Annotated in this window: 11 protein-coding genes; all 11 read right to left on the bottom strand. The window is 62.3% G+C overall.

Going from position 1 to position 19,910, the window contains the following annotated elements; all coding sequences use genetic code 11:
• Positions 1 to 4: 4 nt before the first annotated feature.
• On the bottom strand, positions 5 to 1,447 hold the full coding sequence (glgA, locus tag RWJ89_RS25740) for a glycogen synthase GlgA (protein WP_077979489.1): 1,443 nt from the start codon (positions 1,445 to 1,447) through the stop codon (positions 5 to 7).
• Positions 1,448 to 1,450: 3 nt separating this feature from the next.
• A complete protein-coding gene (gene glgC, locus RWJ89_RS25745; RefSeq protein ID WP_027667781.1) occupies positions 1,451 to 2,713 on the bottom strand; it encodes a glucose-1-phosphate adenylyltransferase in 1,263 nt (420 codons plus the stop codon).
• A 19-nt stretch (positions 2,714 to 2,732) separates the two neighbouring features.
• Positions 2,733 to 4,940, bottom strand: a complete 2,208-nt coding sequence (gene glgB / locus RWJ89_RS25750; RefSeq protein ID WP_168256384.1) for a 1,4-alpha-glucan branching protein GlgB — start codon at positions 4,938 to 4,940, stop codon at positions 2,733 to 2,735.
• A complete protein-coding gene (locus RWJ89_RS25755; RefSeq protein WP_020051640.1) occupies positions 4,937 to 7,399 on the bottom strand; it encodes a glycogen/starch/alpha-glucan phosphorylase in 2,463 nt (820 codons plus the stop codon). The genes glgB and RWJ89_RS25755 overlap by 4 nt, the downstream gene beginning before the upstream one ends.
• 276 nt (positions 7,400 to 7,675) lie before the next feature.
• Positions 7,676 to 8,875, bottom strand: coding sequence for a vWA domain-containing protein (locus tag RWJ89_RS25760; RefSeq protein ID WP_221999757.1), 1,200 nt, complete (start codon positions 8,873 to 8,875; stop codon positions 7,676 to 7,678).
• A 114-nt stretch (positions 8,876 to 8,989) separates the two neighbouring features.
• Positions 8,990 to 9,877: a transglutaminase family protein gene (locus RWJ89_RS25765; protein WP_168283095.1), complete on the bottom strand. Its 888-nt coding sequence runs from the start codon at positions 9,875 to 9,877 to the stop codon at positions 8,990 to 8,992.
• Positions 9,874 to 12,291 carry a circularly permuted type 2 ATP-grasp protein gene (locus tag RWJ89_RS25770; protein WP_168271026.1) on the bottom strand — a complete coding sequence of 806 codons (2,418 nt, stop codon included), beginning with the start codon at positions 12,289 to 12,291 and terminating at the stop codon, positions 9,874 to 9,876. Before RWJ89_RS25770 ends, RWJ89_RS25765 begins: the two co-directional genes overlap by 4 nt.
• A 27-nt stretch (positions 12,292 to 12,318) precedes the next feature.
• Positions 12,319 to 15,645, bottom strand: coding sequence for a transglutaminase family protein (locus tag RWJ89_RS25775; RefSeq protein WP_221999756.1), 3,327 nt, complete (start codon positions 15,643 to 15,645; stop codon positions 12,319 to 12,321).
• Positions 15,646 to 15,748: 103 nt separating this feature from the next.
• Entirely contained in the window at positions 15,749 to 17,131 is a 1,383-nt protein-coding gene (locus tag RWJ89_RS25780; RefSeq protein ID WP_168283098.1) for a sensor histidine kinase, read from the bottom strand.
• Entirely contained in the window at positions 17,128 to 17,805 is a 678-nt protein-coding gene (locus RWJ89_RS25785) for a response regulator (protein ID WP_003542898.1), read from the bottom strand. Before RWJ89_RS25785 ends, RWJ89_RS25780 begins: the two co-directional genes overlap by 4 nt.
• Before the next feature lie 195 nt (positions 17,806 to 18,000).
• On the bottom strand, positions 18,001 to 19,869 hold the full coding sequence (locus tag RWJ89_RS25790) for an adenylate/guanylate cyclase domain-containing protein (RefSeq protein ID WP_020051634.1): 1,869 nt from the start codon (positions 19,867 to 19,869) through the stop codon (positions 18,001 to 18,003).
• Positions 19,870 to 19,910: the final 41 nt, after the last annotated feature.

Here is a 19,910-nt window from a genome sequence, read left to right on the forward strand (position 1 = left end):
TAGGTCACATGCCTTTCGAGACGAGGCTTGAATAGAGGGCAGCGTAGCGTTCGGCGCTCTTCTCCCAGGAGACATCCGATTTCATGCCCTGCTTTTGCAATTGGGTCCAGAGTTTTCGGTCCTGATAAAAATGCATCGCGCGGCGGATTGCCTGTAGCATGCCTGTTTCGGTCACGGGGGCAAATTGTATGCCGGTTGCGACTTTCGCTGCAAGTGCGGCGTGATTGGCGTCGATCACGGTGTCGTTCAAACCGCCGGTGCGGGCGACGATCGGCACGCAGCCGTAACGCAGGCCGTAAAGCTGGGTCAGGCCGCAGGGTTCGAAGCGCGAGGGGATGATGATCGCATCGCAGCCGGCCTGCATCAGGTGCGACATCGGCTCGTTATAACCGATCGAGACGCCGATGCGGCCGGGATGGCGGCTGGCGGAGGCGAGCAGCGCGCCTTCAAGGGCGGCTTCGCCGGAGCCGAGCACGACGAGCTTGCCGCCCATGGCGACGATCTCATCGGCGACGTTGGCGACGATATCCATGCCCTTCTGCCAGGTAAGACGGCTGATGACGCAGAATATCGGGGCGTCGTCATTGTCGAGATGGAAGAATTCGGCGATCGAGCGACGGTTCTCCTCGCGGTTCTTCAGCGTCGTCGGGCCGTAATGGGTGTGGACGACCGGATCGGTCGCCGGGTTCCAGATATCGGTGTCGATGCCGTTGACGATGCCGTGCAGATCGTCGATGCGGCTGGCGATGACGCCCTCGAGCCCCATGCCGAATTCCGACGTCAGGATCTCATCGGCATAGGTCGGGCTGACCGTCGTGATCGCATGGGCAGTCTGCAGGCCGCCCTTGAGGAAGCCGACAGTGCCGTAATATTCGATGCTTTCGGTGGCGAAGGCATGGGCAGGCAGGCGCAGGCCGGGAAAAATCTCGGAACCGAACTGGCCCTGGAAGGCAATGTTGTGGATGGTCAGCACGCTCGGCAGTTCCGGCGTCGGGTAGTAGCGCATATAGACCGACGTCAGCGCCGCCTGCCAGTCGTGGGTGTGGACGAGATCCGGCCGCCAGCCGGGCAGCAGACCGGCGGCGATCTCGGAGGCGGCAAGCGACAGAGCGGCGAAACGGCGCCAGTTGTCGGGATAGTCCTTGCCGAGTGGATCGAGATAGGGTCCGCCCGGCCTGTCGTAATAGGCCGGCGCATCGAGGATGAGCAGATCGAGCCCCTCGTGCTCAACCTCGAGCACGGTCGCCCGCTCACCGAGCAGGTCGGGGAATTCGAGCCTGACGACTGGGTCGCGAATGACCTTCATGACGGCGGGATAGCCGGGTAGCAGGGTCTTGGTCTCGACCCCGAAGGCTTTCAGAGTAATCGGCAGGGCGCCGGACACATCGGCCAGACCCCCTGTCTTGATCAAAGGGAAGACTTCGGACGAAACCGAAAGAACTTTCATAAGTCAGATATCCAGCTTGTCGATCATCGGTTGCGTGATCAGGCAGATGCCGCTTTCCGTCCGCCGGAAGCGCTTGGCATCGAGCTCGGGATCCTCGCCGACGACCAGGCCTTCCGGAATGACGACACCATGGTCGATCACCACATTCTTGAGCTGCGCGCGCCGTCCGATCTTCACGTTCGGCAAAATGACCGCACCTTCCATCTTGGAGAAGGAATTGGCCCTGACGCCGGTGAAGAGCAGGCTGTTGTTGAGCATGGCGCCAGAGATGATGCAGTCACCTGACACAACGGAGGAGGTGGCCGAGCCGCGGCGATCCTCGTCGTCATGGACGAATTTTGCCGGCGGGGTGATCTCTGCATAGGTCCAGATCGGCCAGGACTTGTCGTAGATGTCGAGTTCGGGAACGATCGCCGTCAGGTCGATATTGGCCTGCCAATAGGCGTCGATCGTGCCGACGTCGCGCCAGTAGGGCTCGTGCTCGAAATCGGAACGGACGCAGGACTTGGCGAAGCGGTGGGCGACCGCCTTACCGTTCTTAACGATATAGGGGATGATGTCCTTGCCGAAGTCGCGGCTCGAGGCCGGGTCGGCGGCGTCGCGGCGCAGCGCGTCGAGCAGGAACTTGGTGTGGAAGACGTAGATGCCCATCGAGGCGAGGGCGAAATCCGGCTTGTCGGGAATGGGCGGCGGATCGGCCGGTTTCTCGACGAAGGCGATAATCTCGTCCTTCTCGTTGACATGCATGACGCCGAAGCCGACCGCTTCCATGCGCGGCACTTCCAAGCAGCCGATGGTGACGTCGGCGCCGGAATCGACGTGCTGCTGCAGCATCCATTCATAGTCCATCTTATAGACGTGGTCGCCCGCAAGAATGACCATGTATTCGACGCCGTAATCCTGGATGATGTCGATGTTCTGATAGACGGCGTCGGCCGTGCCTTCGTACCATTGCGTCTCGGAGACGCGCTGGCTGGCCGGCAGAATATCGAAGCTCTCGTTGCGCTCGGGGCGGAAGAAGTTCCAGCCGCGCTGCATGTGACGGATCAGCGAATGCGCCTTGTATTGCGTCGCGACACCAATGCGGCGGATGCCGGAATTCAGGGCGTTCGACAGGGCGAAATCGATGATGCGGGCTTTGCCGCCGAAATAGACGGCCGGCTTGGCACGCCGGTCGGTGAGTTCCTTGAGACGGCTCCCCCTACCGCCCGCCAGAACATAAGCCATTGCATCGCGGGCAAGTGGCTGAACGCGCTTTTCTACCATTTTCTCCTCCCACCAGTCACTAATTTTCAGGTTCAAGCATGATTGTCGCCAAGGGCGGCAAGGTGATCGAGCAGGTGATGTTGCCGCCGGCATCGACGGCCTGCACGCGCCCGCCATTGCCCTTGCCGCTGCCGCCGTAGATGTCGGCATCGGTGTTCAGGATTTCCCGCCAGCGGCCTGCGGACGGCAGGCGGATCGAGTAATTCTCGCGATAGACAGGGGTGAAATTGGTGATGACGGCGACCGGCTTCTGGCCCGGCGCCTTGCGCAGCCAGGCAAAGACGGAATTCTGGTGGTCGTCGGCGACCAGCCATTCGAAACCTTCGCCCTCGCAGTCACGCTCATGCAGTGCCGGCTTGCTGCGATAGGTGAAATTGAGGTCGCGCACCAGGCGCCGCATGCCCTCGTGCATACGATATTGAAGCAGGTTCCAGTCGAGTGCCTTCTCTTCGCTCCACTCGCTCCACTGGGCGAATTCCTGGCCCATGAACAGCAGCTTCTTGCCGGGATAGCCCCACATATAGGCGTAGTAGGCGCGCAGATTGGCGAACTTCTGCCAGTCGTCGCCCGGCATCTTGGCGATCAGCGAGCCTTTTCCGTGCACAACCTCGTCATGCGAGAGCGGCAGGACGAAATTTTCCGAATAGGCGTAGAGCAGGCCGAAGGTGAGTTCGTTGTGATGGTGCCCGCGATAGATGGGATCGCGGCTCATGTAGCTCAGCGTGTCGTGCATGAAGCCCATGTTCCACTTGAAGCCGAAGCCGAGGCCGCCTTCATGGACGGGTTGCGAGACCTTCGGCCAGGAGGTCGATTCCTCGGCGATGGTCATGACGTTGGAATTTTTGCCGTAGATGCGGATGTTGAGATCCTGCAGAAAACGGACCGCTTCGAGGTTCTCGTTGCCGCCATATTCGTTCGGGATCCATTCGCCGTGCTTGCGCGAATAATCGAGGTAGAGCATCGAGGCGACGGCATCGACACGCAGGCCGTCGAGGTGGAACTTTTCGGCCCAGTAGAGCGCGTTGTTGACGAGATAGGAAACGACCTCGGTGCGGCCGAAATTGTAGATCGCCGTGCTCCAGTCCGGATGGAAGCCCTTGCGCGGGTCTTCGTGCTCATAGAGTGCCGTGCCGTCGAACCAGCCGAGGCCGTGTTCGTCGGTCGGAAAATGCGCCGGCACCCAGTCAAGGATAACGCCGATGCCGACCTTGTGGCAGCCGTTGACGAAACGGGCAAAACCCTCCGGCTCGCCGAAACGGGCGGTTGGCGCGTAGAGGCCGGTCGTCTGGTAACCCCAGGAGGGATCGTAGGGGTGCTCGGTGATCGGCAGGAATTCGATATGGGTGAAGCCCATGTCGGCGCAATAGGGGATGAGGCTGGAGGCGAGCTCGTCCCAGGACAGCATCGTGCCGTCCTGCCGGCGCTGCCAGGAGGCGGCATGCACCTCGTAGATCGAGATTGGCTGGCGGCGCTTGTCGGTCTCGCGCCAGTGCTTCAGATGGGCCTCGTCTTCCCACTCCTGCTCCAGCTCGGCGGCGGTGATCGAGGCGGTCTTCGGCCGCAGCTCGCTGCGTCGTGCAAAGGGATCGGCCTTAAGCGGCAGCAATACGCCGTCCTGGCCGCGGATCTCGAACTTGTAGGCAACGCCGATCGGTACATCAGGGGCAAAGATTTCCCAGATGCCGCTGTCGGCACGGAAGCGCATCACGTGGCGGCGGCCGTCCCAGTTGTTGAAATCACCGACGACCGAGACGCGCTGCGCGTTCGGCGCCCAGACGGCAAAATGGATGCCCTGGGCGCCGTCATGCTTGATGAGGTGGGCGCCCATCTTGTCGAACAGGCGCAGGTGCGAGCCCTCGCGGGCGAAATAATCGTCCATCGGTCCGAGCACCGGACCGAAGCTGTAGGGATCGGTGACAGCCCATTCGGCATCGCCGCGCCGGGCGCGGTAACGCACCGGCAGGAGTTTGGTGAGGGAAACCGGACCGGCGAAGACGCCGTCGGCATGGAGCTGCTTCAGTTCGCCGATGACGCCGCCGTCGAGCGTCATGGCGGTCACCTCCTCCGCGCCCGGGATGAAGCACCGGGCGACGAAGGCGTCGCCGGCCTGGTGCACACCTAGGACGGCAAAGGGATTGGAATGCGAGCCGGCGAGGATTGCCGTGATTTCATCTGCCGAAATTTCCCAGGAAAGTTTTACTTCAGGGACGGTTTTCGGCGTTTTCATCCGGCTCTCCAGATTTCGTCTGCATATTGCCTAATCGTCCGGTCGGAAGAGAACCAGCCCATCCGTGCCGTATTGTTGATCGTCTTGGTGTACCAGGCGGACTGGTTGGTCCAGATCTGGTCGACCTCGCGCTGGGCCTGGGCGTAGGCGTCGAAATCGGCCGCGACCATGAACCAATCGTGCGAATAGATGCCGTCGATCAGCGACGTATAGCGGTTGCGGTCATCGGGCGAGAAGACGCCGGAGCCGATGGCGGCAAGCGCCTGGGCGAGTTCGCGCGATCCCTCGATGATGGCGCGCGGATTGTGGCCATCGCTACGGACTTTCGACACCTCGTCGGCCTTGAGGCCGAAGATGACGATGTTGTCCTCGCCGACATTGTCGCGCATCTCGACATTGGCACCATCGAGCGTGCCGATCGTCAGCGCGCCATTGAGGCCGAACTTCATGTTGCCGGTGCCGGATGCTTCCATGCCGGCGGTCGAGATCTGCTCAGAGAGGTCGGCGGCCGGAACCATGACTTCGGCGAGAGAGACATTGTAGTTCGGGACGAAGACGATCTTCAGCAGACCGCGTACCGACGGGTCGTTGTTGATGGTGCGGGAGACGTCGTTGATCAGCTTGATGATGAGCTTGGCATTGTAGTAACTCGGCGCCGCCTTGCCGGCGAAGAGTTTCACGCGCGGCACCCAGTCGAGCTCCGGATGCGAGCGGATCTGGTCATAGAGCGCGACGGCCTCGATGATATTCAGCAGCTGGCGCTTGTATTCGTGGATGCGCTTGATCTGGATGTCGAACATCGCCGAGGGATCGAGCTTCACGCCCATGCGGCTGGCGACGAGGTTGGAGAGTGCCACCTTGTTGGCGCGCTTTATCGCTGCGAATTTCTGCTGGAAAGCCGGATCGGAGGAATGCACGTCGAGCGCACGCAGCTTTTCGGCATCATCGAGGAATTCGTCGCCGATCGCCTCGCGGATCAGGCCGGTGAGGCCGGGATTGCACTGCTGCAGCCAGCGGCGCGGCGTGATGCCGTTGGTCTTGTTGTTGATGCGGTCGGGATAGAGCTTGTGCAGATCGGCGAAGACCGTGACCTTCATCAGGTCGGTGTGCAGGGCCGAGACGCCGTTGATCGAATGCGAGCCGACGAAAGCGAGGTTGCCCATGCGCACACGGCGGTCGCCGCTTTCATCGATCAGCGAGATCGAGCGGATTTCCCCATCGGAGAAGTTCTTGCCCTTACGGGCGTCGATCAGGATCTTGGCATTGATCGCATAGATGATCTGCATGTGGCGCGGCAGCAGGCGCTCGAACAGCGGCACCGCCCAGCTTTCCAGCGCTTCGGGCAGAAGCGTGTGGTTGGTGTAGGAGAAGGTGTGGCGGGTGATGTCCCAGGCCTGGTCGAAATCCATCCCGTGTACGTCACAGAGCAGGCGCACGAGTTCGGCGACCGAGACGGCGGGGTGAGTGTCGTTCAGCTGGATCGCCACCTTGTCCGGCAGCGAGGTGAAATCGTCATATTGCTGCAGATGGCGGCGCAGGATGTCCTGCAGCGAGGCCGACGAGAAGAAGAATTCCTGGCGCAGGCGCAGCTCCTGGCCGGCCGGGGTGGCGTCGGCAGGATAGAGAACCCGGGTCAAGCTTTCGGCCTTGTTGCTTTCGCGCAGCGCCCCGATGTGGTCGCCGGCGTTGAAGGCATCGAGCAGGATCGGATCGATCGGCTGCGCCGACCAGAGGCGCAGCGTGTTGACGCGCTTGCCACGCCAGCCGACGGCCGGCGTGTCGAAGGCGGCGGCGATGACGCGCTCGGCCGGTTTCCAGACGTAGCGCGGCTGGTCGTCATGGGTGGTGATGAATTCGACGGCGCCGCCGAAGCCGATTTCATAGGCGCTTTCGCGGCGCTCGAATTCCCAGGGATTGCCGTGGGCGAGCCAGTTTTCCGGCAATTCCACCTGCCAGCCGTCTGCCAGCTGCTGGCGGAAGAGGCCGTGGACATAGCGGATGCCGTAGCCATAGGCCGGAACCTCGACCGTCGCCATGCTCTCCATGAAACAGGCAGCCAGCCGGCCGAGGCCGCCGTTGCCGAGTGCGGCGTCCGGCTCCAGGCCGGCAATGACGTTGACGTCGACGCCGAGCGAGGCGAGCGCATCGCGCACCTCCTCCATCAGGCCGAGGTTCGAGATGGCGTCGCGCATCAGGCGGCCGATCAGGAATTCTAGAGAAAGATAATAGACGCGCTTGGCGCCAGTCGCATAAACCTCGCGGGTGGAAGCCATCCACTTGTCGATGATGCGGTCGCGCACCACCAGGATGGTCGCGGTCAGCCAGTCATGCGGCTTCGCCACCTTGGCATCCTTGCCGATGCGGTAGGTCAAACGTTCGATAATTTCTTCAGCGAGAATTTCCGGCCTTGAACTGCGAGGGGCGGGGGAGGGGATGATCGGCTTGGAAACAGTGTTCATCGTCAGGTCTCGCCAATTTTAATTTGGTTTCAGGATGTTATGCCTGATTCAATCAATTTGTCGCTTGCACCAGCGACAGTTTATGCATCGTTACTAAGCACTTGCAACAAAGGATTTGGACAAACGAAAAATTTGCGAAACCTTCATATTCACGCGGGTCAAGGGGGTTGATTTCAATCGCTTTTCCCGATCTGATGCGCCGAACGAGCACAACGAAAAGCCGCTCCGGTTTGTTCCGGTGCGGCTTTTTTCTAAGTTGAACTTTGGGCTGAGCATTCAGTTGGTCAGCAGTGTGACAGCCTTCGTCGCCTCTTTTGCAATGCTGGTAAAGGACGCCACCAGCTTCTCCATCGTTTCGGCTTCATAATAGTTTCCGCCCGGCGAAGCGCAGTACTGGAGCAACTGCTTGCCCCTGTCCGGTGCCATGAAGGCGACGGTAAAGATCTTGATGCCGGCTGTTTTGGTCGCGTCGCACTGGTTGCGCACGTTCTGGTCGAACGAACTTTGCCATTCGCCTGTGTTGCCGGTCATTTCGCCGTCGGTCATCAGGATGATGTACCGAGATACAATTGTGTTGCCTTTGGTAGCATGCGCTTGAGTCTCAACATCAGAGCTGTCCGAGGCTTTGGCAATAGAAAGAGTTGCCTGTCTCATCGGTTCGGTGGCGTCGGTGCCCCCGCTTGCTGTAATTCCGCTCACATAAGTTGCAGTCGTCGCCGTACCCCAGGCCATACCGCTCATGCTTTTGATCTGGGTCTTTTGCCAATCCTTATAAATCAGACCGTTGTTGTAAGAATAGGCACCCGTGCGTACGAGGCTGTGATCCGGATCGGCGGTGTCCAATGCATCAAAGAGGGCATCGGCAGCCTTTTTGAGCGCGTCGATCTTCGTGACGTAGCTTTTGCAATTCTTACCATTATAAGTCGCGCAGGTAGTCGTCTTTTCGCCCATCGAACCCGATTGGTCGAGGACCAGTTCCATCGAGAGAGCGGTCTTGGTATCGCTCGTGCCGCTCGAAGTCGAAGTCGAGGCGCCGATATTCAGCGTCTTGTAGCCAAGAACGCTCATGAATGGCGTGGCGGCGATTCCATAAGAGGTCGCGACGGTAACCTTATAGCTCTTGCTTGTTGCCGTCGTGCTGACGTCGATGTCGACGCTTGTTCCAGCCTTAATGCTGCTGATGGCGTCGGTGTCGACATGATTGGCCATCTGGCCGCTTACGAAGTCTTTGGCTATGGCCTCGGCGTCAGCAGTGGTCGAAGCCGCCCCGCTGGCGAGTGCGGTCGCTGCCGCGAGAGCGGCCGAGTCGGTGGCTTCCTGCAGCTCGCGCTTCGACAGTGCCATGTTCGAATAGTCGATCGCCAGGCCGGCGGCACCGAGCAGGACGGGCATCATGATCGCCGTCATGATACCGAAATTACCGCCTCGATCGCTGAACATGCGATGCAGGCAGGGATGCAAAAAGGAGGTGTTCATCATGTTCACCCAACTGGAAACCCTGTGAGGTGATTTAGGCATGCTGCTTCTTTACGCGGCCCTTACGGCGTCAACGCAATTTTAACGAATCGTCGGATTTTTCCAGTTTTGGGATTATTTCAGCGGGATCACGTCGACCGCCTGGACGGCGCGTTGGCCGCCATAGCTTTTCAAGACGCCGATGACCGGAACGACGTCGGAATAGTCCCGGCCATAGGCGACGACGATGTGGTCCGTGCCGGCAGGGATGTTGTTGGTCGGGTCGAGCTCGATCCAGCCGATCGTCTCACCGCACCAGATCCTGACCCAGGCATGCATGGCGTCCGCGCCTTCCAGCCGTTCCTTGCCGGGCGGCGGGATGGTGCGCAGGAAACCGGAGACATAGCCGGCCGGAATGCCGAGGCTTCGGAGCGCCAGGATCATCACATGGGTGAAATCCTGGCAGACGCCGCTCTTCAGTTTGAACGCCTCGAGCGGCGTCGTGTCCACCGTCGTCGCGTCGGGGTCGTAGGTGAAGTCCTTGTTGATTCGGGCACAGAGCGCATGGGCGATCTGCATCGCCGTCAGCTCAGGCGTCGCACACCTTCGCGCATAGTCGGCGATCTCGCGCGCTTCGGTGAGGCGCGGACTGTCGCCGAGGAAATGGTGCGGCGAGTCCGGCGCCAGCGACCACATGCCTGATAGCTCCTCCGGCAGGTCGGCAAGCAGTGGCGAGAAATCGGCGGCAATCGGCTGGCTTTCCACCTGCACGCGGGCCTGCATGCGAATGTCGAGCGTCTCGTGCGGCGCGCGCAGCAGGAAGGAGGTGGCGGGATGATGGAAGAAATCGACGAAATGCGACTGTTCGTCCGGCGAGGGCGAAATGGTGATCGATCCGGCGATGAGCCGCTGCCGATTGGCCAGCGACAGCGGCATCAGGCGCATGATGTGGCGGGCGCCGGAGGCCGGCGCGTCGTAGCTGTAACCCATGTGGAGGGAGAGATCGTAGAGCACGGCCGTCACCCGAGATAGGTCTGGGCGAGCAGATCGGAGAGCTGCTCCAATTCGCGTTCCAGTCGCTGATAGACCTCGACGCCCATGCCCTCCGGCGTCATCACCGCCAGGCCGGAATGGAGGCGCATCGCCTCGCGGTAGAAGGGCGACATCTGACCGTTGATCATGGCATTCGGCAGTTGTTCAACCTCGTGATGGATCTCGTTCACCTGGAAAAGGACCGAACGCGGGTTGAGCGGGTCGAGCGCCAAGAGGTCGGTGACAGTCAGCCGCGCGGTGTTGACGTTATAGCGGCGGCGATGAGTCATGACGCTGTCGCCGATCTCCAGCAGCATGTCGAGCGCGCCGTCAGGCGCTTCCGGGCCCGACATGTGGCCGAGCAGGCGCGTCATGTGCAGGCCGCGTTCGATATAGCGGCCGAGCGAAAGAAACCGCCAGCCGGTGAAGCGGTACATGTTTTCATGCATGAGGCCGGCGAAGCCTGCAAGCTTGCGTAAGAGGATCGTCATCGCGTGGCTGGCGTCGTCACCGGCAGCGACGGTGACGTGGAAGCGGCGCGCGGTCTTGGCGAGATCGTTGAGCGCCAGCCAGCCGTCCGGCGAGAAGCGATCGCGGATGTTGCTGGCCGAAAAGACCGCGCTGTCAATGTTGCGCAGCAGCGTTTCCGGCACGGCGTTGGCAGTATCGATATCGACGGCGGCAAGATAATCGGAGACGTCGGCGAGCAGCGGCTGGCTCGGGTCGGCGGCTTCGGCGAAACGGGCATGCCAGGCGCGCAGGATGCGCAACGCCCCTTCGGCGCGCTCGATGTAGCGGCCGAGCCAGAACAGATTGTCGGCCGCCCGGCTGGGCAAGCTGCCCGGCATGTTGCGGGTGAAGCTGCCTTCGGCGGGCAGCAGCGTATGGCGCTCGACCGGTTTGTCGCTGACGATCCAGACATCGGCCGCCGCACCACCGGATTGCATGGCGATCGCCGCGACATCGGCGCCGGAGCCGATGCGGGCAAAACCGCCGGGCATGATCTGCCAGCCGTTTGCCGTGCGGGCGGCAAAGACGCGCAGCGACATCGGCCGCGGCACGAGCTTGCCGTCTACCCAGGCGGGCGTCGTCGACAGCGTGACGACCTCCTGGCCGACAAGTTTCGGGCCGTCCGAACTCAGCCAGTCGGTGATCGAATCCTTGGCGGCCGCACGCAGCGACGAGCCGAGCACGGACTCGCCGTTGTCGTCGAAGAAGGGTGCACGGGAATAGGCCGGGCCGATCACCATCTTCTCAATGTTCTTCGCCACATGCTCGCGCTCTTCCTCCTGACCGCACCACCAGGTGGCGATCGAGGGCAATTGCAGATCCTCGCCAAGCAGATGGTGACAGATAGTCGGCATGAAGGCGAGAAGCGCCCGGGTTTCAAGAATGCCGGTGCCGAGCGCATTGACGATGGTGAGGCTTTCGGCGCGCAGCGCTTCCACGAGGCCGGGCGTGCCGATATGCGAATTCTGGTTGAGCTCCAGCGGGTCGGCAAAAGCCGAATCGAGACGGCGCCAGAGCACGCCGATCGGCTTCAGGCCGGCAACGGTGCGCACCATGACGCGGCCCTTGACGACAGTCAGGTCCTCGCCTTCGAGCAACATGAAGCCGAGATAGCGGGCGATGTAGGCGTGCTCGTAGTAGGTCTCGTTGGCGGGGCCGGGCGTCAGCACGGCGATACGGTCGTCGCCGGAATGTTTCATACCCTGAAGCGCATCCCGGAAGGCGCCAAAGAAGGAGGCAAGGCGATGGACCGGGGTTTCGGCATAGATATCCGAGAAGGCCCGGGTCGTCGCGACGCGGCTTTCCAGCGCGAAACCAGCGCCTGAGGGAGCCTGCGTCCTATCGGCGAGCACCCACCAGTTGCCGTCAGGCCCGCGGCCGATTTCGAAGGCGCAGAAATGCAGATAATGGCCGGATGCCGGCTTGATGCCGGCGAGCGGGCGCTGGAATTCGGGATTGGCGGCGATCAGTGCCGGCGGCAGGAACCCTTCCTCTACCAGCCGGTTGTCGCCGTAGATATCGGCGATGATCGCTTCCAGCAGGTCGGCGCGCTGGACGAGGCCCGCCGACAGCGTCTGCCATTCGCGCTCGTCGATCAGCACCGGGATATGCGAGATCGGCCAGGCTCGCTCGCCGGCGCCCTTGCTGCCATAGGCGCGATAGAAGACGCCGGCATCACGAAGATAGCGGTCGGCGCGGGCGAACCGCTCGGCGAGATCCTTTTCCGGCATTGCGCTCAGATGCGAGAGGAAATTCTGCCAGACGGGGCGGACGGCGCCGTCGTTGTCGACCATTTCATCGGCGGTATCGGGAAGCGGCGCATAGCCGAAGGCCGCATTCTTGACGATGCGGTCCTCTGCCTCTTCCCTGCGCTCCACTGCCGGCTTCTTGCCCATCAAAACTTAAGCCTCAAACCCTCGGCCTCAAACCCCGGCGGGCCGCCTCAGATCCAGCGTCAGCGGGAATTCCGGCGAACCCGTCTCGACGCGCGGAATGTATCCGCCCGCCGTATGCCCCCACGGCTCGAACCGGGTGAGCCGTCTTGCTTCCGCCTCGTTACCGTTGACCGGGAAGGTGTCATAGGTCCGGCCACCCGGATGAGCAACATGATAGATGCAGCCGCCGATCGAACGCTTCGACCATGTATCATAAATGTCAAAAGTCAAAGGTGTGTTGATCGGCAGGACGGGGTGCAGGCCCGAGGCCGGCTGCCACGCCTTGTAGCGGACGCCGGCAACCGACACGCCCGATGTACCGGTCGGCGTCAGCGGCAAGGTGCGGCCATTGCAGGTGACGGTATAACGCGAGGCATTGCCGGTTTCGAGCCGCACCTGAAGGCGTTCGACGGAGCTGTCGACGTAGCGGGCAGTGCCGCCCGGCGCGCCTTCCTCGCCCATGACGTGCCAAGGCTCCAAGGCCTGGCGCAGCTCCAGCTTAGAACCCTCGTATTCGACCTCGCCGCAGAAGGGGAAGCGGAATTCGAGCTGGGCCTTGAACCATTCCGGGCTGACGTCGAAGCCGTTTTCGCGAAGATCGGCGAGCACGTCGAGGAAGTCGGCCCAGACGAAATGCGGCAGCATGAAACGGTCGTGCAGGGTCGTGCCCCAGCGGACGAACTTGCCGTCGACGGGATTGACCCAGAAACGGGCGATCAGCGCGCGCACCAGCAATTGCTGGGCAAGCGACATGCGCGCGTTCGGCGGCATCTCGAAACCGCGGAACTCGATGAGGCCGAGCCGTCCTGTCGGGCCGTCGGGCGAGAACAGCTTGTCGATGCAGATCTCGGCGCGGTGGGTGTTGCCGGTGACGTCGGTCAGAAGATTGCGGAACAGGCGGTCGACGAGCCAGGGCAGCGGTTGCTGACCACGGCCGGGGGCTCCGATCTGCGCCATGGCGATCTCCAGCTCGTAGAGGCTGTCGTGACGAGCCTCGTCGATACGCGGCGCCTGGCTGGTCGGGCCGATGAACATGCCGGAAAAGAGGTAGGAGAGCGAGGGGTGACGCTGCCAGTGGAGGATCACGCTTTTCAGGAGGTCGGGACGGCGCAGGAAGGGGCTGTTGTTCGGATTGGCCGCGCCTACGACGACATGGTTGCCGCCGCCGGTGCCGGTATGACGGCCGTCGATCATGAACTTGTCGGCGCCGAGCCGGGTGGCGCGGGCCTCCTCGTAGATCGCCGTGGTGATGTCGACGCAGTCCTTCCAGTTCGAAGCCGGATGAATATTGACCTCGATGACGCCGGGATCCGGGGCGACGCGGATGACGTTGATGCGTTCATCCTGCGGCGGCGGATAACCTTCGATATGGACGGGAAGCTTGAGCTCGGCGGCGGCGTTTTCGGCGGCTGCGATCAGCTCGAGATAATCCTCGATGCGCTCCACCGGCGGCATGAAGATGCAGAGCCTGCCGTCGCGCGGCTCGACCGACATGGCGGTGCGTACGGCGCCGCGAAGCTCGCCGAGCGTCTGTTCGACCCGGCCGCGATTGCTCTCGTCGGCATGGAAGGAGGCTTCCGGCATGGCCCGGCCGACCGGTACGAAGACATCAGGCAGCGGTCCCCGCGGGATCGTCGGATCGGCGGGGTGGATATAGGGGTAACGCGCCGGGGGAACATAGGGCAGCGTGCCGAGCGGCAGGCGATATCCAATCGGACTGTCGCCCGGGACGAGGAAGATCTTGCCGCGGCGGGTGCGCCATTTCTCGCTGACCCAGACCCGTGTTTCGGCTGCTTTGGCGTTCCATGCCTGAACCGGAAGGACGTAACCGGTCGGGGTCGTGAGGCCGCGGGCGAAGACGCGGGCGATGCGGCTGCGCTCCTCGGGATCCTTCAGCTTCGAATTGGACGGATCGACATTTTCGGGAAGGCTGCCTTCCTTGATGATCCAGTCGGCCGGATCCTCATAGGCCGGCTGCACCATGTCAGGCTTGATCGCCAGCTCCTTTGCGATTGCCGTCAGGAGCTTTTCGGCATCCTCGGCTTTGACGCCGGTATCCTTGCCTTCGGCGGCGACCAGATCGAGGTTCTGCCAGACCGGCTTGCCGTCGCGGCGCCAGTAGAGCGAGAAGGTCCAGCGCGGGAGGCTTTCGCCCGGATACCATTTGCCCTGGCCGTAATGCAGGAAACCGCCGGGGGCGAAGCGTTCTTGCAACTTGCGGATCAGGATGTCGGCCTTTTCGCGCTTGGTCGGGCCGACCGCGGCGGTGTTCCATTCCTCGGACTGGAAATCGTCGATCGAAACGAAGGTCGGTTCGCCGCCCATCGTCAGATGCACGTCCTCGGCTTCGAGGATACGGTCGACTTTTTCGCCGAGTTCGTTGAGCTCCTCCCAGCTTTCATCGGAAAAGGGCTTGGTGATGCGCGGGTGCTCGGCAACGCGCGAGACCTTCATGTCGAAGGCGAATTCGGTTTCGGCCTCGCCAAAATAACCGCCGGAGATCGGAGCGGCGTTGCGATAATGCGGCGTGGCGGCAAGCGGGATGTGGCTTTCGCCGGTCAGCAGGCCGGACGTCGGATCGAGGCCGACCCAGCCGGCGCCAGGCAGATAGACCTCAGCCCAGGCATGCAGGTCGGTGAAATCGACTTCGGTGCCGGAAGGGCCGTCAAGCGCCTTCAGGTCCGGCGTCAGCTGGATGAGGTAGCCGGAGACGAAGCGGGCGGCGAGACCGAGATGGCGCAGGATCTGGACGAGCAGCCAGCTGGTGTCGCGGCAGGAACCCTTGGCGCTTTCCAGCGTCTCCTCCGGCGTCTGCACGCCGGTTTCCATGCGGATGACATAGCCGATCTGCCGCTGCAGACGGGCATTCAGGCCGACGATCATATCGACTGTCGGCTGGTCGGGCGACCAGTCGAGCGTCGGCAGCAGCGCCTTGAGGCGCGGACCGGCCGGCTCCGGCGTCATGTAGATCGACAGATCCTCCTGGATCGTTTCAGGGTATCCGAAGGGCCACTTGGTAGCCTCTTCCTCGACGAAGAAGTCGAAGGGATTATAGACCGTCATGTCGGCGACGAGATCGACCTCGATCTTGAACTCCGTCACCGGGTCCGGAAAGACGTAGCGGGCAAGGTAATTGCCGTATGGATCCTGCTGCAGGTTGACGAAATGGTTGGAGGGCGTGACCTTCAGCGAGTGGCTGAGCACCCGTGTCTTCGAATGCGAGGCAGGTTTCAGCCGGATGATCTGTGGGCCGAGGCGGATCGGCTTGTCATAGGTATAATGCGTCAGATGATAGATGCTGGCTTTGATCGACATATTTCTCTTTTTATCCGGCTCGCATCGTCGTGCGGCTTGCTGTTCCCGAAAATCAGTGTGTGCAATGCAGCGAAAGAAAGCAAGGCGGAAAGGTCGACGGCTTTTACGCTGCCTTGGTAAAGGTAACCGCCGCCCTCAGGCCCTTCCCGCCCGTGCCCGGCTCCAGCGTCAGCGCGGCATTGAAAAGATTGGCGATTTCTTCGACGATCGGCAGACCGAGACCGGCACCCGGCGCACTGGACTCATTGCCTCGCGAAAAGCGCTGGCGCACCGCCTCCAGCTTCTCGGGCGGGATGCCGGGACCGTTGTCCTCGATTTCGAGGCGGATCGTCTCTGACGCGGCGATGATACGGACGGTGACCTCAGCTCCGTTGCCGGCATAGGCGATGGCATTGCCGGCAAGGTTGCGCAGCATTTCGCCGATCAACAGCGGCTCGGCGCGGACCATCGCCGGGCTCTCGCCCTCGAAGCCGAGATCGATGCCGGCGACGGCGGCCGTCGGGATCTGCTCGCCGGTGATTTCCTGGGCGATGGCGGCGAGATCGATGGCGGAGGCGGTGAGCGCCTCCTTGGCGGTGGCGGCGTCGATCTTGGCCATCAGGAGAAGTTGGGCGAGGATGCGCTCGGCATGCGCAACAGCCTGGTCGCCCTTCAGTGCTGCCGCCTGCGCCTCATCAAGCGAGCCGGCACGGGCGGAAAGGGCAAGCTGGGTGCGGATGATCGCCAGCGGCGTGCGCAGCTGATGGCTGGCATTGCCGGTGAAATGGCGGAGCGCATCGAGCGCCGATTGCAGACGGACCATGAAGGAATTCACCGTGTCGACCAGCGGCTCGACCTCGCTCGGCACGGTCTGCTTGATCGGATGCAGGTCATCGGGGCTGCGTTCGCCGATGGCGTCGCCGAGCTTGTAGAGCGGGCGCAGAGCCACCGTGACCGAGATCCAGACGATAACGGCCGCGCCGGCGATCATGAAGGCGAGACGGAGTGCGGAGCGGACGAGGATCGCCTGCGCCAGCTGTCGGCGGGCGATGGTGGTTTCGGCGACCGTCACCACGAAGGGCACCGAGCGGATGCCCGTCGAGGCCGAGCGTTCGAGTGTGGCGATGCGGATCGGTTCGCCGCGGAAGCTATCGTCGGCGAAGGCGGCGGCATCGCCCGGCGTCTTCTCGAGGACCGGCAGGGACTGGTAGCCGGTGATGAATTGGCCCGGCGGGCCGTCGACGCGGTAGAAGACGCGATCCTGCGCGGCCGAGGTCAGCATCTCCAATGCGACATAGGGGATATCGACCTGCAGCGTGCCGTCCTCGGCGACGACGACGCGCTCGGCGATCGCCAGCGCGGAACCGGCGAGCACGCGGTCGGAGACGATATTGGAGGTCTGGACCGCCTCGCGATAGGTATCGGCAAGTGCCAGCGTGCCGATGACGGCGGTGGAGACGAGCAGCCAGAAGAGCAGCCGGCGCCTGAGGGAATAGGCGGCTTTCATGAGGCCTCGGGCAGCTTGTCGAGATAATAACCGATGCCGCGGGCGGTCTTGACGGTCAGGCCGTGCGGCGACAGGCGCTTACGCAGGCGGCTGACATATTGCTCGATGGCATTTGCGGAAATGTCGTCGTCGAAGGCCGTCAGCGATTGAATGATCGCCTCCTTGGCGACGACCTTGCCGGCCCGCATGAAGAGGATTTCGAGCAGGCCGAGCTCGCGGGCGGGAATATCGAGCGGCGTGGCGCCTGATGAAAAGGTGCGGGAATTGAGATCGAAGGAGATGCCGCCGAAACCGACGGTCGCCGAGCGCAGTCCGGCTTGGCGGCGCAGCAGCACGCGCACGCGGGCCTCGAATTCGGCGATATCGAAGGGCTTGATCAGATAATCGTCGGCGCCGAGATCGAGCCCCTTCACCCGCTCTTCCGGCGTGCCGCGCGCGGTCAGGATGAGGACGGCGGCCTGGTTCTGCCGGGCGCGCATGGCGCGCAGCACGTCGAGACCGTCCATCTCTGGCAGGTTGAGGTCGAGGATCACCAGATCGAAATTTTCCGCTGCGATGACCGCATTGGCAGACGCCCCGTCATGGACGACATCGACGGCATGGCCCGTGCCGCGCAAGATCGCCGACAGGCCGTCGGCCAGTGCGATATTGTCTTCGGTGAGCAGGATGCGCACGGATGTTCCCCCTGTTTTTCAAGGGAGATTACAGAGATGAAGCAGGGATGTCACAGCGATTTTCAAGCTTACAGCGCCGCGCGTCCTTCAGATGCGCAAAGGACGCTGTAACGCTTTGAATCTACGCGTGCTTTCCAAAAATCGATTCCGATTTTCGGGCCGATGCGCCGGTGAACGGCCGGGAAAGGTTCGACCTCAGCTCCCGGTCCTTTCGATCCGCTCGCGCTGCATCATTGCGGCGGCGAGCAGCTTCCGGAAGCGGGGGTCGTCGCGGATGTTGTCGAGATCGGAATCATTGTCGAACCATTTGATATGGTAGACGGAGCTGTTCGGCAGCAGCTTCTCCAGCAGATCGATCGCCTGATCGACGTCGCCGAGGACGGAGTAGACGCAGGCGAGATTATACTGCGCGACGATGTCGTCCGGATCGATGGCGATCGCACGGGCCGCCCAGTCGCGTGCCCTTGCCGCGTCGCCGAGATGGGCAAGCGCCAGCGCGCCGCGATGGGCGGGGCCTGAATTTTCCGGGTTGACGTTCAAGGCCCGTTCGGCGCGCAGCAGGCCGAGGCGCGCCCAGTTTTCCGTATCCAGCACCCGGCCGAGCGAGCGGTAGGCGGACATCAGGTGGATCGGCGATACGTAATCATCAGAGCGGATTGCGGCGGCGCGGGTGAAATATTGCACGGATTCGGCGAAGTTGCCGCGCATGAAGAAGAACCGGGCATAGTGGAAGTTTGCTTCGAAGAGGTTCGGGTCGAGCGCCAGGGCACGTTCGAACGCCGCCGCCGCCCTATCGTCGTAGCCGCTCTGATGCAAAGCGAGACCATGGGAGGCGTGGGCCTCCGGGAGGTCGGGATCAAGCGCCAGGGCGCGGGCGCTCATATCGAGGATGCGCCTCAGCGGCACGTCGTCAGGTGCCCAATCGCGGATCGCCGCGTCGCAATCGGCGATGCCGGCATAGGCGCGGGCATAATCCGGATCGAGCTCGACCGCCTTGCAGAACATGCGCCTTGCGAGCTGGAGATAGGATTTGGTCCAGGTGTGGGAGAGCTGGCGGCCCCTGAGATAATAGGTATAGGCCTCGGCATTGGCGGTCGGCTCGTTGGCGATCGCCTTCTTCTCTTCCGGCAGTAGACGCACTTTCAACTGGCCGACAATCGCATGGGTGATCTCGTCCTGGATGGCGAAGATGTCGGTCATGTCGCGGTCGTAACGCTCGGCCCAGAGATGGTCGCCATTGGCGGTGTCGATCAGCTGGCCGGAAATGCGCACGCGGTTGCCGACGATGCGCACACTTCCCTCGAGCACGTAGCGCACGCCAAGCTCCTGAGCGAGCCGCTTCACCTTCACCGATATGCCCTTGTAGGTGAAGATGGTGTTGCGCGGCACGACGTGCAGGCTGGAGATCTTGGAGAGATCGGTGATGATGTCTTCGGTGATGCCGTCGGAGAAATAATCCTGGTCGGCATCGCCGCTCATATTGGTGAAGGGCAGCACCGCGATGAAGCAGGTATTGCGGTTTTGCGCCACCAATCTCGCGGAGGAAGGCGGCGCCAAGCTGACGGTATAGACCTGAACTGGCTGCCGGATGTTCTTCAGCATATGCTCGCCGATAAATTCGAAGCCGAGATTGAGGCGCGAGCCGACCTGGTCGCGTACCGAGGCCGACACGGCGATGCCGCCGGGCGCTGCGATACGCTCAAGCCTGGCGGCGAGATTGACCCCATCTCCGAATATGTCGCCGTTCTCGACCACAACGTCGCCGAGATTGATGCCGATGCGGAATTCGACGCGCTCGTCCTTGGGCACGTTCTCGTTGCGGGCGGCCATGCTGCGCTGGATCTCGGCGGCGCAGGCGACCGCGTTCACCACGCTCTGGAATTCGGCAAGGATGCCGTCGCCGGTGAGTTTGACGATCCGGCCCTTATAGTCTGAAATACGAATGTCGACCAGCTCGCAGCGATGGCGGTTCAGCGCCTGCAACGTCCCGGATTCATCAATGCCCATCAGTCGGCTGTAGCCGACGACGTCTGCAGCAAGAATAGCGCTCAGTCGTCGTTCCATGACCCCTCCATGGATCTTCACAGTTTAGTCTAGCTTTTTAT

This window comes from Rhizobium sp. 10PS4 (assembly GCF_032464805.1).
GTDB classification, from domain to species: Bacteria; Pseudomonadota; Alphaproteobacteria; order Rhizobiales; family Rhizobiaceae; genus Rhizobium; species Rhizobium laguerreae.

Excerpts from the sequence above, each read along its gene's own strand:
- RWJ89_RS25775 (WP_221999756.1), bottom strand. The coding sequence starts at position 15,645 with ATGTCGATCAAAGCCAGCATCTATCATCTGACGCATTATACCTATGAC.
- glgB (WP_168256384.1), bottom strand. The coding sequence starts at position 4,940 with ATGAAAACGCCGAAAACCGTCCCTGAAGTAAAACTTTCCTGGGAAATT.
- RWJ89_RS25770 (WP_168271026.1), bottom strand. The coding sequence starts at position 12,291 with ATGGGCAAGAAGCCGGCAGTGGAGCGCAGGGAAGAGGCAGAGGACCGC.
- RWJ89_RS25780 (WP_168283098.1), bottom strand. The coding sequence starts at position 17,131 with ATGAAAGCCGCCTATTCCCTCAGGCGCCGGCTGCTCTTCTGGCTGCTC.
- RWJ89_RS25755 (WP_020051640.1), bottom strand. The coding sequence starts at position 7,399 with ATGAACACTGTTTCCAAGCCGATCATCCCCTCCCCCGCCCCTCGCAGT.
- RWJ89_RS25790 (WP_020051634.1), bottom strand. The coding sequence starts at position 19,869 with ATGGAACGACGACTGAGCGCTATTCTTGCTGCAGACGTCGTCGGCTAC.
- glgC (WP_027667781.1), bottom strand. The coding sequence starts at position 2,713 with ATGGTAGAAAAGCGCGTTCAGCCACTTGCCCGCGATGCAATGGCTTAT.
- glgA (WP_077979489.1), bottom strand. The coding sequence starts at position 1,447 with ATGAAAGTTCTTTCGGTTTCGTCCGAAGTCTTCCCTTTGATCAAGACA.
- RWJ89_RS25760 (WP_221999757.1), bottom strand. The coding sequence starts at position 8,875 with ATGAACACCTCCTTTTTGCATCCCTGCCTGCATCGCATGTTCAGCGAT.